The sequence below is a fragment of the Pseudoalteromonas sp. Cn5-37 genome (genome assembly GCF_021532495.1).
Lineage (GTDB): Bacteria > Pseudomonadota > Gammaproteobacteria > Enterobacterales > Alteromonadaceae > Pseudoalteromonas > Pseudoalteromonas simplex.
In genome coordinates this window covers 34543-49635 of sequence record NZ_JAKGBA010000008.1, presented here as the reverse complement: position 1 = coordinate 49635, position 15093 = coordinate 34543, and the positions used below count along the sequence as shown (strand labels likewise).

5 protein-coding genes are annotated in these 15093 nt (G+C 37.8%); all 5 read left to right on the top strand.

Annotated elements, in window-relative coordinates:
* Positions 1-178: 178 nt before the first annotated feature.
* The 5 genes from L1266_RS11630 (at position 179) to L1266_RS11610 (ending at position 15007) form a co-directional block, all read left to right on the top strand.
* Positions 179-2827 (top strand): TonB-dependent receptor domain-containing protein, encoded by a 2649-nt coding sequence (locus tag L1266_RS11630; protein WP_161804355.1) that lies wholly within the window; start codon positions 179-181, stop codon positions 2825-2827.
* Positions 2828-2944: 117 nt separating this feature from the next.
* Entirely contained in the window at positions 2945-3829 is an 885-nt protein-coding gene (locus L1266_RS11625; protein ID WP_054553674.1) for a class I SAM-dependent methyltransferase, read from the top strand.
* A gap of 397 nt (positions 3830-4226) precedes the next feature.
* A complete protein-coding gene (locus tag L1266_RS11620) occupies positions 4227-6998 on the top strand; it encodes a TonB-dependent receptor plug domain-containing protein (protein ID WP_054553673.1) in 2772 nt (923 codons plus the stop codon).
* Positions 6999-7707: 709 nt separating this feature from the next.
* Complete coding sequence (locus tag L1266_RS11615; protein WP_235377576.1) at positions 7708-10530, top strand: TonB-dependent receptor domain-containing protein; 2823 nt, start codon at positions 7708-7710, stop codon at positions 10528-10530.
* A 277-nt stretch (positions 10531-10807) separates the two neighbouring features.
* The gene (locus L1266_RS11610; RefSeq protein WP_235377575.1) at positions 10808-15007 is read left to right on the top strand and encodes an ATP-binding protein; all 4200 of its coding nucleotides are present in this window, start codon (positions 10808-10810) and stop codon (positions 15005-15007) included.
* Positions 15008-15093: the final 86 nt, after the last annotated feature.

Sequence of the window (15093 nt, the reverse complement as noted above, 5' to 3'; positions counted from 1 at the left end):
ATTCTTTTTTGTTAATTTTTGGGTTTTTGTTGTATTTTTTGTTGTGTTTTTATTAATAAAACTCTGGAAATTTATTTTGATTTGTTTATTATTTGTTGGCCGCAGTACAGTTGTGGTAACAAATAATAAACAAGCTTATGCTAAAAAAAGCCACACTATGTGGCCCAGGGAGAATCAAATGTTAAATAATAAAGTTTCTAAGGCTGTTCGCTTAGCGATTGCTTTTAGTGCTGCATCGACAGCTGCATTTTCTGCATCATCTGTTGCTGCTGATGAAAATGAGGTTGAAAAGGTTGAGCGAATTGAAGTTACTGGCTCACGTATCAAAAGAACAGACCTTGAGGGCGCTAGCCCAGTTGAAGTGATTACAACAGCTCAATTTGAAGAGCAGGGGCGTATCTCAGTTGCGGATGCTCTACGCAGTGTAACTTCTAACAGCTTCGGCTCATTTGTTCCAAGCTCAGGCTCTTCAGCTCAGTCGCAATCAACAGTTAGCCTATTAGGTGCTGGTAGTGATCGTACTCTTGTACTTGTTGATGGTAAACGTGTTGCCGGTTCACCTTCTCTAGGTGGTTCAGCAGCTAACTTGAGCTCGATTCCAATGGCTGCAGTTGAACGCATCGAAATTCTAAAAGATGGTGCTTCTGCTATTTATGGTTCAGACGCAATTGCGGGTGTTATCAACATCATTCTTAAAAAAGACTTTGAAGGTGCATCTTTTGATGTTCAATTCGGTCGTCCATCAAATGAAGGTGCCGATACTAAACAAATGTCAGTTTCGTTTGGTGTAAGCTCTGAAAAGGGTAACATTACATTTGTCTATGACCATCAAGAGCAAGGCGCAATATTCGATAAAGATCGTGAGTATACAGCTGCTTCTTGGGAAGATACTAATGGTGATGGCCTAGTTTCAATTTATGATGAAACAGTTGGTGTAAGTTATTATGGCGCAACTATTTTAGGCCCTGACGGCTTTGTTGCTTCAGCGAAATGTGATGAGTTAGCAAGTTCTGTACCTGGTTTTGTTGGGGTATTAGACCAAGGCTCACTTCTTGGTGGTGTTGGTGGCGGTGAGGTGTGTGGCTATGCATACGCTAATGTGTCAGCTAACATGGCCTCGACTAACAAAGACTCAATTATGGTTAGCTCAAACTATAATATAACGGACGATATTGAGTTATATGCGCGTGCTATGCTTAGCCGAAATGACTCATTTGGTCGTTACGCTCCGCCTGCAGCTAAATGGAATAATATGGCTGCTGGAAATGAGCACAATCCATATGATGAAGAAGTAACTGGCTACTTCCGCTGGTACGGTATCGGTAATCGCGATGGTCTTGTTACAGATTACCAGCAAGACTATATGATTGGTTTAAAAGGTATCGCAGGTGACTCAATAGATTGGGAATTCGCATATCATAAAGCTAAATTAGACTACCGTTCAGTAGGTCGTTACTACTTGAGCTATTCAGGTTTAGCTTACAATGAGAAATATGGCATTGATTTAGGTTCTGAAGAAGGTATTAATAATCTTCGTTCAACAACTTATACAGAAAACCAAAACGAAATGGATCATTACTTCTTTGGTGTTGGTTTTGCTTTAGGTGAATTAGCAGGCGGTGAGATCCAGCACTACTTTGGTGGTGAGTATTTCGATCAACAGTTTGATTCGCAGTATGATGCACAATCTGAAGCTGGTCTTATAGGTGGTTCAGCAGGTAACTCAGCAATGGGTGAGCGTGACACAACAGCTTTCTTCTATGAAATTTCAATGCCATTCACTGATAATTTAATCGTTAGCGCAGCTTTGCGTCGCGATGACTACAGCGATTTTGGTTCAGTAACTAATCCAAGCGTTAAGTTAGAGTATCGCCCAACAGATGACATCTTATTACGTGCTTCATATTCAGAAGGTTTCCGCGCTCCATCTCTTGATGAATTGCTAGCCGCAACTTCGTTTAGTGCAACAAGTGCTACAGATTATGTAGCTTGTGAAGCTCAAGGAATTTCTGCCTCAGAATGTAAATCTCGTCAGTTTGATAACTTAATTCAAAGTAATGACGAGTTAGGTCCTGAAGAATCAGAATATATCAATGCGGGTATTGTTTATTCAGGTATTGAGAACTTTGCAGTAAAACTAGATTACTTCTCTTTAGAGGTTGAAAACGTAATCTCATCTATTACTGTACAGTCTTTAATTAATGCTGAAGTTGGGGGTCAACTTGATGACCTGATGGCTAAATACCCAGGTGTTAAGTTAGAGCGTGACGAAAATGGTGCTGTTTTAGGTGACGTGATTACACGTTCTGAAAATGGCGCATATATGTCTAGAAAAGGTTTAGACTTAAATTTAGAGTATAAACTTGAAACAGGTTTTGGTGACTTTACCTTCGGAAATACAACAACTTACTTGCTTGAATCTGCTGGGGATGTTTACTTTTCAGGACCTTCTCAAGACTTCATAGGTATGCCAGGTACACCTGATTGGCGCTCGCAGTTTAACATTAATTATTCGATGGATAACTTATCTGTTGCATGGACAACTGACCTGATTTCATCGGTATATGAAGATCAGTATCTTGACCTAGGTGACGGTAACCCTGAAAACTTCCGTTACAAAGGTGAGAATCACGATCCAACATATGTAACACATAATATCAATATTAAGTATTACACAGAATCATTTGGCACATTTACTTTAGGCGCACGTAATTTGTTCGACAAAGGTGTTGTTAAAGATGATGACGGGTTTTGGAATGACGATACTTTATATTATGCAGGTCATATTGGTCGTGAAGTATTTGCTGGTTATAGCATAAGCTTCTAATACTAATCACTTTAAATTTTAAGCCCCGTTAGGGGCTTTTTAAGTACCCTGAGGCCTTTATTAGTAAGTTTATAAAATGACCATATATAAAAAATTACAGCTAAAGTTGGGTGAATAATGAGTAGTCATTGGTCCGAGTATTGGAGCGGAGGTCACTTAACGTCTTTCGGGAGTGGGTTTAAAAAGAATTATGAAGGTGAGTTAAAGGAGTTTTGGGAGGCTACAGCTAAAAAATTTGGAGAAAATTCAACTGTTCTTGATGTCGGTACTGGAAATGGCGCTTTGATAGAACTGATTCAAAATAATAATCAGTTTAATTGTTATGGAATAGACAAAGCTGAGATGCACAAAGGTGTCACCCAAAGCATTAATGGTACCTTTTTAGCTAAGACTTCGGTCGAGTGCTTACCATTCAATGATAATGCATTTTCCAATGTAATAGCGCAATTTTCATTAGAGTATAGTCAAGTTAGTCAAAGTATTGATGAAATCTATCGTGTACTTTCAAGTGGTGGATCTTTCACATTTGTTTGTCATCATCCAGAGTCTATAATTGTTAAACCAAACAAAAAAATTTTAAAGGCCGCAAACTTCATTAAAAGTGATATTGAAAATCACTTGATAAGGCTCGTCAAATCGGTTCGTTCTTCTAATCTTTTACTATCAAAGCAAATTGTTGAAGAGATTGAAGCTAAGGTAATCACTCATTTTAAGTATGAGCAAGAAGCGTTGAAAGGTACAAACCTTCCAGCTTTTATAGAATTCTTACTTCAAAATATACACGGGAATTTAGACTTTGAAGAAGCGTATCGTTTATTTATGGAAGAACTTGATTTGTTAATTAAAAGACTTTCTGAGTTAGTTGCAGCTGCTAAAAACACAAAAAATATTTTAGAACAATTAAAAGCTTTAAGTATCGAAGTGGAGGATGGTCAGCTTCTTGGTTATGAAAGTTGCAACATTCTCGCTACTTATATTCATGGAAGTAAATGTAATTCATGATAATCCTTAAAGACAAAATAAACAGCGTGTTTAGAAAACCAATGTTACTTTTCTAGTTCAGTGTATTCTTTTTTTGTATAATTATTTTGTTCTAAAAAACGAAATTAATTATTTGGGATGGTTGTGCTTTTTGCATCTTTTTTTCAGTTTAATTGCTTTTTGAGTGGTTATTGTCTTGTTTTTTGCAATTATTGAAAACATTAAAGTTACAAGTTTTTTGGATTGTTTTTTAAATGTGAATTTTATAAAATTTCTTTATAAACAAAGGTTAAAAAAAAGTTGACCAAAAGTTCTGCCTGCTATTAGTATTTGTTACCTCTAAAGGGTTATTTGTGGCCCATTAGAGTTAAAAATAAATTAATAAAGTCATAACATGAATATGACCAGGGAGAATCAAATGTTAAATAATCAAGTTTCGAAAGCAGTTCGCTTAGCGATTGCTTTTGGTGCAGCTTCAGCCGCTTCATTTTCAGCAAGCACGATTGCTGCTGAAGAAGGCGCTGAAAAAGTAGAACGTATTCAAGTAACTGGCTCACGTATTAAAAGAACCGATTTAGAAAGTGCGAGCCCTGTTTTAGTAATTGGCCGTGAAGATCTTGCAGCAACCGGTGAATTAAGCATTGGTGATATTCTTCAACAAATTCCTGCAGCTGGTGCTGCGTTAAACACAGCGTTCAATAACGGTGGTAATGGTGCTACCAATATGGACCTTAGAAATTTAGGTGCGCAACGTTTATTAGTATTAGTTAACGGCAAGCGCTGGGTTTCTTCTTTAGGCTCAACTGTTGACTTAAACTCAATCCCTGCTGCCTCAATAGAGCGTGTTGAGGTAGTTAAAGATGGTGCTTCAGCTATTTACGGCTCAGATGCAATTGCTGGTGTTGTAAATATCATCACGCGCCGTGATTTCGATGGTGTTGAGCTATCTCTTTATGGCGGTGAAAATATGAAGTACAACGATGGTCGTCAGTACTCTGCTGATTTGACTGTTGGTACTACTTCTGAACGTGGTGGTTTAATGCTAAATCTAAGCCACGTAACTCAACAAGAAATCTGGGCAGGTGACCGTGACATTTCTTCTATGGGTAACAGCTCTACTACAGAAAAAGGCCGCCTTCGCCTGAACTCTAACTCTATTAGCTCTGATCTTCGTAATCAATTAATTGCACAAGGCTACACTGAGAACAATGCTGGTGAATCAAATGCAGGTTTTGATCTAGTACCTAATGGTGCCGGTTCATCTGTTGGTCTTGATTCATTCCGTGATCGTGACGGTGATGTATACAACTACGCTCCAGAAAACTATTTAGTTACACCGCAAGAGCGTAATAGTTTCTACGTTCAAGCTTTCTATGACATCAGCGACGATGTTCGCTTTGTTTCAGATTTCATGATGACTAATCGTGAATCATCTCAATTACTTGCGGCAATGCCTTTGACTATAGGTGCATCTTTTGGTGCAGCTGCCAGCCGTGTTGATATTCATGAAAACAACATTTATAACCCATTCGGTGAAACACTTTATGGTGATGCTGCGCGCTCTGGTGTAGAAGGTTATGTCCCGTTTGCTGGTCAACGTCGTTTTGTTGAAGCTGGTAACCGTATTTATCGTCAAAATGATACTACATACCGTGCAATGGTCGGTCTTGAAGGTGGTATCGGCGACACTTCTTGGGTTTGGGATGCATCTTACATCTATGGTAAGAATAGCCAAGATGTATATACTACAGGTCTATTAAACCTGACTCGTATCAACCAAGCTTTAGGCGATAACTGTAATGCTGCGACTTCTTGTGTGCCTCTAAATCTATTTGGCGGAGCAGGTTCACTAACTCAAGAAATGATCGATTATGTTACTTTTGATAGTGTTTCTCGTGAAGGTCTTGAACTGAAAGATTACACATTAAACTTTGCAGGCGATGCTTTTGAGCTTCCAGCAGGTGTTGTTGGTATGGCTGTTGGTTTTGAGCGCCGTGAAGAATCTGGCTATGACACTCCAGATCCATTAACACAAAGCGGTGAAACTTCAGGTAACCAACGTGATGCAACTTCTGGTGGCTTCCGTCTTGATGAAGCATATGTGGAGCTTTCAATTCCTGTAATCGATGGCTTATCAATTTCTCCTGCAATTCGTTTCTCAGACCATAGTGCATACGGTAGCAACTCAACAGCTAAAGTTGGTGTTGAATATCGTCCTATCGATGATCTATTGTTACGCGGTACATGGGCTGAAGGTTATCGTGCTCCATCTATCTCTGATTTATACGCTGGTAACTCGGATTCATATCCTACACTTACTGACCCGTGTAACTCAGTAGATGGGTCTACTCCTGATTTACCTGGCTGTGCTGGTGTACCAAATGGTTACGCCCAAGCTAATACTCAAATCCGTATCACGAATGTTTCTTCACCGGATCTAAAACCGGAAGAATCAGAGTCTAAAACATTCGGTTTTGTTTATAACCCAAGCGCAATTGAAGGTTTAGAATTTACTGTTGATTATTATGACATCGAAGTAACTAACTCTATCGGTCGATATGGTGCTTCACGTATTCTTAATGAATGTGCTACAGGTGATAATGAAGCATCTTGTGACTACATCGACCGTGATGCTAATGGTAACGTAACTGACTTACGTAACTTCCTGCAAAACTCTGGTACTTACAATGTTGAAGGTATCGATTTCTATACTGCGTATAAATTCGAAACTGAATATGGTAGTTTCCGTACTTCATTAGACGTTTCTTACGTAATGACAAATGAGTTTGATGGTGAAGACCAAGTTGGTATCCAATATGGTGATGCTGGTTACCCAGAGTATAAAGGTACTTTCGCACTTGATTGGGCACTAGGTGACTTTGATGCTCATTGGCAAACTCGCTATGTAGATCGTATGCAAAACTACTATGACGTTTTAGGCTACACACCTTTCTACCCAGGTATGGCGGCAGAAATCGGTTCATACACAGTACACGATGTTTCAGTAGGTTACTCGATGGATGCGTATAATACTAAGTTTACTCTAGGTATTGAAAACTTATTTGCAAAAGAGCCATCTCCTGAGTACCTAAATAATGACTTAGCTATCTCAACTAACAACTTCTCTGTAACAGAGTATGACGTTAACATGGATCGCTTTGTTTATTTACGTGCAACATTCAAGTTCTAATTTAGTAACTTAAACGATTTAAAAGCCGCTCTTAGAGTGGCTTTTTTTTTACTTTTTAAATACCAGTATGATGAATTTTTAAATGGTTGTTTCATTTGCTCACCACATAAATCTTATGAGGTTTTTTCCTTCCTATCCATGTGGTTGCTTTCTTAACTGTTGCTCTCTTGATTTTAGGAGTATGTAAGTTTTTATAACTCGAAAGTCACTTGAAATAATCATACTGACAAAAGCTCATTTATCAGTAGATTTAAAAAACCACATTGCTGTTAACCCCCTTTTCTTTTTGTTTACAATTTACGGTTTTTTGCAACCACTTTTAAGTTAGTAATTGCCTTTTCTGGGTTTAAACAATTTGGTAATTATTTTTTAATTTTTTTAATGCGATAAAGTCTTTTTTGTTAATTCTTCACATGAATAGTAAATCTAAAAATTTTATTTTATATCTATAAAAAAACCATTTTCACCTGCTTTTTATGCTTTTAATTTTATTTGTTAATGAGTGGTTTTAAATTATGTAAACTTATTATCTCTAATTGTGGGATGTTGTTTGTTTAAAAAATTTACATTGAAAATAATGAGTTAAAAAGCTGTTGACCAAAAACTCTCCATACTATTAGTATTTAATTCCCTTAAAGGGTACTAGTACCTTTTATGGGTTTAAATAAATTAATAGAGTCATAACATGGATATGACCAGGGAGATTCAAATGTTAAATAATAAAGTTTCAAAAGCAGTGCGTTTAGCAATTGCTTTTGGCGCAGCATCAACGTCAGCATTTTCAGTTTCTGCAGTGGCTGCAGATGAAGGTGCAGAAAAAGTAGAGCGTATCGAAGTAACGGGGTCACGTATTCGCTCTACTGACCTTGAAACAGCACAACCAATCCAAACAATAAGTCGTGAAGATATTGCTAATCAAGGTTTCACATCTGTTATTGATTTGATTGAAAATATGTCTGCAGCTGGTTCACCGCCAATCAGTCGTTCTGAGCCATTAGTGTCTGGTGAGAATGTGGGTGGTAACTACGTCAACCTTCGTAACTTAGGAGCCAGCCGTACTTTAGTTTTAATCAATGGTAAGCGTTTGGGTATTACTACCTCTGGTTATCAAGATATCTCGGCTATTCCAATGGGAATGGTTGAACGTATTGATGTGTTAAAAGATGGCGCGTCTGCAATGTACGGTTCAGATGCAATGGCTGGTGTTGTTAATATTATCACTCGTAAAAACTATGAAGGTCTTGAGTTCACAGTATACGGCGGTGGCTATGACGATGGTGATGGTGAGAAGAAAAACATTAGCATGGTCACTGGCTTTTCGGGAGAAAAGGGTTCAATTACTTTAGGTGCTGAGTGGCGTGATGAAAGTGATGTATGGGCGAGAGACCGTTCTTTCTCAGAAGTGTCATATCCAGGTTATGATATTCCAAATAACCGTACTTTAGTGGGTCAATATGGTCGTTTTTATTATAATGATCAATGGTGGGTTGCTAAGCGCCCAGGCAATGCTTCATCTTTTGACGATTTTGAACCGCAAACTTATGAAAATGGTTCAAGTAATTCAATTGACCAAATGCATTTAGAAACGCCTTTAAGTGCACGCTCTCTTTATATCAGCTCTAACTACGATATTACTGATAGTGTTAGTTTTACAAGTGATATCGGATATAGTGAACGTGAAGCGTTACGTCAGGTAGCAGGTTATCCATATCAATCAGCGTCAGATGGCTTTGTGTTAAGTGGTGATAGCTATTTTAACCCAGTTGGCGAAGATGTTTCATTTACTCGTCGTGGTTGGGAAGTTCCACGTACAACTGAAAGTAATCAAGATACTTTACGTTTTACTGCCGCACTAGAAGGCTCTTTCGAGTTAGCTAATCGTTATTTTGACTGGGATGTTGGTGGTGTTTACAGCAAGAGCACAACTGTTCAAGTAGACAACGGTAACTTCTATAAGCCTGCTATTGAAGCCGCTACTGGCCCTTCATTTTTAAACGCATCGGGAGAAGTTCAGTGTGGTACTGAAGATGATCCAATTTCATCAGCTGAGTGTGTAGCGTGGAATCCTTTAGCAGGCTTCGGTGCAGGGCCTGTTGAAAACTCGCTAGCAGATCCTGATGTACAAGACTTCTTGTATCCTACACTGCATTATCGTGGTGAAACTCAAACAACAATGTACTTTGCTAACATAAGTGGTTTACTTGCAGAGTTACCTGCAGGTTCATTAACTTTCGCTGTTGGTACTGAGTATCGTAAAGAGTCGGGTGAGTATAATCCTGATGCACTAGCGCAACTCGGTCAAAGTACTACTCTTGCATCTGGTGCAACGGGTGGCGGTTACGATGTTACTGAAGGTTACGCAGAATTAAATGTTCCTATTTTATCTGATGTTGTTGCTGCTAAGTCTCTAAATGTTAGCCTTGCGACTCGTTACTCAGATTACAGTACTTTTGGTGATACAACGAACAGTAAAGTAGGCATTGAGTGGCGTCCAACTGATGATTTATTGGTTCGCGGTACTTGGGCTGAAGGCTTCCGAGCTCCAACAATTAGTAACTTGTATGGTGGTGGTTCTCAAACTTTTACAACAGGCTTTATCGATCCATGTGATTCAGTTTATGGTACAGCAGCTGGCTCTGCGCGCTGTTTACAAGATGTACCAGCTGATTACCGTCAGTTACAACAAGGCTTTGTGCCGACGACTGGCCCTGCAGCTCAAACACCAGTGCCATTCAATAGTGGTTCAAATCCACTGTTACAACCAGAAGAGTCTGTCAGTAAAACCGTTGGTTTTGTTTACAACCCAAGTTATGTTGAAAACCTTGATATCATCCTTGATTGGTGGAGTATTAAAATCACTGACACGGTAGTTTCTGACTCACCAAATGAGATCTTAAAAGATTGTTATATTGGCGGTGATGAATCACGATGTGCAATGTTTTCACGTGATCCGAACAACTCAATTGTTAACGATTTAACATATGGTACGCGCAATGCTGGTTTCACTGAAACATCAGGTATTGATCTATCATTAGCATATGCATTTGAAACTGGTTTTGGTGACTTCCGTGCAACTCTAGATAGCACATACTTACTAAAATATGATTCAAAATCGACAAATGATCCAACAACTAAAGTTGAATCAGATGTAGGTCATGGAGATACATTTAGAACACGTGCTAACTTTGGCTTGAATTGGACGTATGGAGATTTCAGTGCAAACTGGGCGATGCGTTATTTCTCTTCAATGCGTGAGGACTGTTATTTTGAAGACCGTTGTAGTGATCCAAACTTCCAACGTGATTGGACTAATGGTGTAGTTGTGCCTAAAAATAAAGTAGGCTCTACTACATTTAACGACCTACAGTTCACTTATAATACGCCATGGGAATCTAAGCTTTCTATTGGTGCTAACAATGTATTTGATAAACGTGGTCCTATTATGTACTCAGGCCCAAGTTCTACTTATTCATATTACGGTGGCTTTGATATTGGTCGTCAATTGTACTTCCGATACTCACAAAGCTTTTAATGTGTAAATAACAATAAAAACCCACTGACTAAAGTGGGTTTTTTTAGTTTAATTAACTGCTCTTGATTATTTCTTACTTCATACCCATTGGCTTTTGCAATAGTTTAGAGGTGGAAAATATGCGCATGCTATTTTTAAATAATTAACGCAATCTTTATTCGAATGGCGACTGTACGTCTGTATCGAATCATCTATTTGTTAATTTTTATAGTAGCTAGTTTTAAACAAAAGTTGAGTATTTAAATTTCACTGCTAGAATGTATCTAGTTATTTACTTTTGCTTGGTTTAGTTCTGAAACGACGATTTCTCTTTTACCTCTATGCTATTACGCTTTTATTCTCTTGTATTGCTTCTGCGACGCAACTCAAAGCTGGTATCGTAAGTTATAATTTTTTTCCTTATCACACCCAAGACGCAAATGGTCAATATACTGGTGTAATTGTTGGTTACAGTAACGAAATAGCGCGTTTAGCTGGTGCCGATTTAGAGTACCGAGTTTACGACAGTCTTGACGAGCTTCTGGACGGACTTAAAGCTGGTGAAATAGACTTTGCGGTTGGATTGAATAAAACCACGCAACGTAAAAAACATTATTTATTTTCAACACCCTTTATGGAAGGTCCTCGAGGAATAGTTGTAAATCAATCTATTGCGAATAGTGCCTTAAAGAACTTTGCTAGTTTACGATGGGTTTGTATCACTGGGAGTTCGCATTGCGAATATCTAGCAGAAAATGGGGCGCTTTATATAAATCGGTTTATAAAACCAGATGATGCGTTTAAAAAAGTGGCGGATGGCTCATTTGATGCTTTTTTAGGTGATTATTCAGTTTTGTCTCATCAGTTAAAAAATCGTGGTAAAGACGGTCTTAAAGTTGTAAGTCCTATCTGGCTTTCTAGTGAAACATTTCATGTCATGTTCAACCAACAGAAGACGGCTTTACGTAATCAAGTTAATTCTTTTTTAGCATCTATCTCTCCAACCACGAAACAATTATGGGAAAGTTCGGCAAGTGAAGAATATTTGGCCGCAAAAGCCTATAGTCAATTCAAACGTGAATTCAATAAAGTAAGTGTGAAAGGCAACAATAATTATTTACTTACGTTCTCGTTTATTGATGGTTTGTTTCCAATTAATGACACAAATCAAATTGGCGAAGCTACAGGCTATTTAAATGATACCCTTGAGTTACTATCTGAACGAAGTGGGTTCCAGTTTAAATATATCCCTGCTGCAAATTCCAAAGAATTAGAAAGATTATTTTTAGCGAATAAGATCGATCTCATTCCGACGATGACACCAACAAGAATTAATGAAGGTGTTTTGATTGCTTTACCGCCGCACGTAAGCGTAGAAATGGTTTTAATTTCTAAACGTTCGAGTAAAACTCAGCGTATTGGTTATATAGATCTGTTTGCAGATCCAAAAAAGAAGCTGCCAAGTGCTGAGAATTTAGAAACGGTGTCATTTAGCTCAATTGTGACACTTTTTTATGCTTTGAGGAACGACACGATTGATAGTGTTATCTTACCGCAAAGCATTGCGGCATATCAATTGAATCAGTTTTACATAGGCGAATTTTATATCAACCCTAAATACCGATATAATCAGCCGATCTATTTCCTTGTGAATAAAAACTTTACTGAATTAGTCAGTTTACTTGAAAGCCTTTTCAAAACACTAACGAGCAATGACTTCAATCATATTGTCAATCGCCATGGTATTTTTAATATCGAGCGTGGATATGACAAAACCACCGTTAATACAACTGCAATTTTAACCTTAATTCTTATCTGTATTTCGATTATTTATTTTGTTAGCTGGCGGATTACCATAAACCGTGAGATTTCAAAACGAAAAGAGGCTGAGCAAGTTGCGTTAAGTAAATTGAACTTCACTCAAAAACTCATCGACGATTTACCTACAATGGTAGTGATACAAGATTCTGAGCAAAAAAGGATAATGTGGAATAAAGCCTATAAGGATAATTTTGCTCATTTATGGGACGAAAAAAAACAGTATTTACGTGACGAGTTAGCACAAGTTAGCCAGTTATTGACGCAAAATAAGCAAAGCTTGCACTCTGGAAAAGTTTTTAATCGTCAAATGAACTTTACCAATAAAGTAGGAAAGAAGCTTGAGCTTCTCTACACTAAAAAGCCATATCTTGGAGTTGATGGTCAGTTGGCAGGGATTATGACCGTCATCACTGATTTGACTGAACATCATAACCTTCAAAGGGAAAACCAAGCGGTTCAACAATTATTACAAACGATTACTGATACTATCCCTGGCGGGGTATTTCAGTATGAATATTATGATAATGGTGAAGGGTGTTATACCTATATTAGCAAAGGGGCGCAAAGTTTATTGGGAGTAACATCAAGACAACTCAATAGCCGCGGTATGACCGGATGTATTTCCCCTTGTATTGTTGATGAAGACCGGGTGCAAATAGCTAAAGCCTTTAAGCAAGCAAGTAAGCGCAAAGGCATGATTGATATTGAGTTTAGAATTAATAATCTTGGCCAAAAAGTTTGGTGTCGTTATATTGCCAATGCACAAACAAAAGGCAATGATATACAACAAGGGGTTAGGTGGAATGGTATCTTATTAGATATTAGCTTACTCAAACATCATCAAGTTGAATTAAATAAGGCCAACCAACAGGCGCTTCAAGCTGATTTAGTTAAAAGTCGTTTTATTGCGACGATGAGTCATGAATTAAGGACGCCTTTATCTGGGGTAAATGGTTTTATTGAGCTTTTAAAATCATCACAAGTAGACAGTGAGCAATCTACTTTAATCGAACACATTGAGGTTTCAGTAACTAAACTACAAGGTTTAGTTGATGATATTCTATATTTTGCAGACACTAGTACGGGTAACATCGAAGTAGTGGTTGAGAATGTTGATTTGGAAACTCATTTGTGTCGCATTCTACGAGCACATGAACATCAGGCTAAACAGAAGGGACTTCATTTCAATTTAAATTGGCTGACTGCTGCTTACACATCGACATCGGTTGATATTAATCATTTAATGCATGTTTTATCACACCTACTAAGTAATGCAGTTAAATTCACAAGTCAGGGCTCAATAACTTGCGAGGTAAAGTTTGAGAAACAGTTGTTAAATATCACAATTACAGATACCGGTAAGGGGATGACAACTGAAGAGCTTGCTCAAATCTATAAACCATTTGAGCAAGCCGATAACTCTTTTCAACGCCAATTTGGCGGAACAGGCTTAGGCTTAGCGCTAGTAAAACAGCTGGTTGACGCGATGCAAGGCAGTATCACTTTGTCTAGCACATACGGCAAGGGGACGCATGTTTATTTATCTATCCCATTGCAACATACTAAAAAGCCTCAATTAAGCACATCATCTGGGTATTGGATTGTTTGTAGTAAAAGTGAAGAGCTGGTCCGGCTGCTTGGAACCATGGCAGTCAAACATACCATACTTGATTGGCCCTTGGAGTTATCTGAACTTAGTCAGACTGAAAATTTAATTATTGATGAGCAATACATGGTTGAGTTACTAGGAGAGCAGTGGCGTGCTAAAAAAGCAGGCATTGCTGCTAAGTATACTATTGTGCCATCAAGCCGAAATACTCAACAAGTAAATGATTGTAATTGTCATTTACTACCTATCGAACCACTTTATCCCGATTCATTACGAGAGCTACTTAATAATATTCATACCACCTTAGATATAATTAGCCCAGATAAAGCGCATTTATATGGCCAGATTTTAATTGCTGAAGATAATAAAACTAATCAATTATTACTTGAAAAACAATGTCAAAAATTAGGTATAAAAGCTGTAATGGTCGAGGATGGATTAGCTGCTTTAAGGGCGCTTGAAGAAGGGGACTTTGATCTACTCTTAACAGATTGCCATATGCCTCACTTAGATGGTTTTAAGTTAGCCGAACAGATCAGGACGATAGAAAAATTCCAGAACTTGCCAATTATCGGTTTTACTGCAGATGACTCTAAGACCTGCTTAAATAAAGCTCTCAGCTCAGGCATGAACAGTGTTTTGTTTAAGCCGTATAAACTTAATGAATTGTATAATCGGCTTGCAGAATTTATTGATCTTAATAAAGACGATGAAAACATTATTACAGATAGTAAGAATGTAAGTTTGCAAGGGATCAAAGATATAGAGCATTGGCTTAATGTTTTTGGTAACGAAAGTGATGCAAAAATGTTGGCAGAGGTATTTATAAATAGTTTGCAGGATGATTTGAGTACGTTAGAAGGTCACCTCAATAGTGATGAGTTGGATAAAGTGTCTGCTGCTATTCATAAACTGAAAGGAGCGCTTGTCATGCTTCAATATCCACCTATCTCAAAACTAATTGTAGATACGGAAAAGACGTTTATTGATAATCATGATACTGCCATTGTTATTGATTTAATTACTGAGTTAAAAGACGTCATTGTTCAGATCAGAGCATGGGTATAATAAAAAGTTAGGATAAAGAATTAGAGTCGAATAGATTATTTTATGAATAGGGCATATACTAACTCATGTTTATACATTTTACTTAA

Excerpts from the sequence above, each read along its gene's own strand:
- L1266_RS11625 (WP_054553674.1), top strand. The coding sequence starts at position 2,945 with ATGAGTAGTCATTGGTCCGAGTATTGGAGCGGAGGTCACTTAACGTCT.
- L1266_RS11615 (WP_235377576.1), top strand. The coding sequence starts at position 7,708 with ATGTTAAATAATAAAGTTTCAAAAGCAGTGCGTTTAGCAATTGCTTTT.
- L1266_RS11620 (WP_054553673.1), top strand. The coding sequence starts at position 4,227 with ATGTTAAATAATCAAGTTTCGAAAGCAGTTCGCTTAGCGATTGCTTTT.
- L1266_RS11630 (WP_161804355.1), top strand. The coding sequence starts at position 179 with ATGTTAAATAATAAAGTTTCTAAGGCTGTTCGCTTAGCGATTGCTTTT.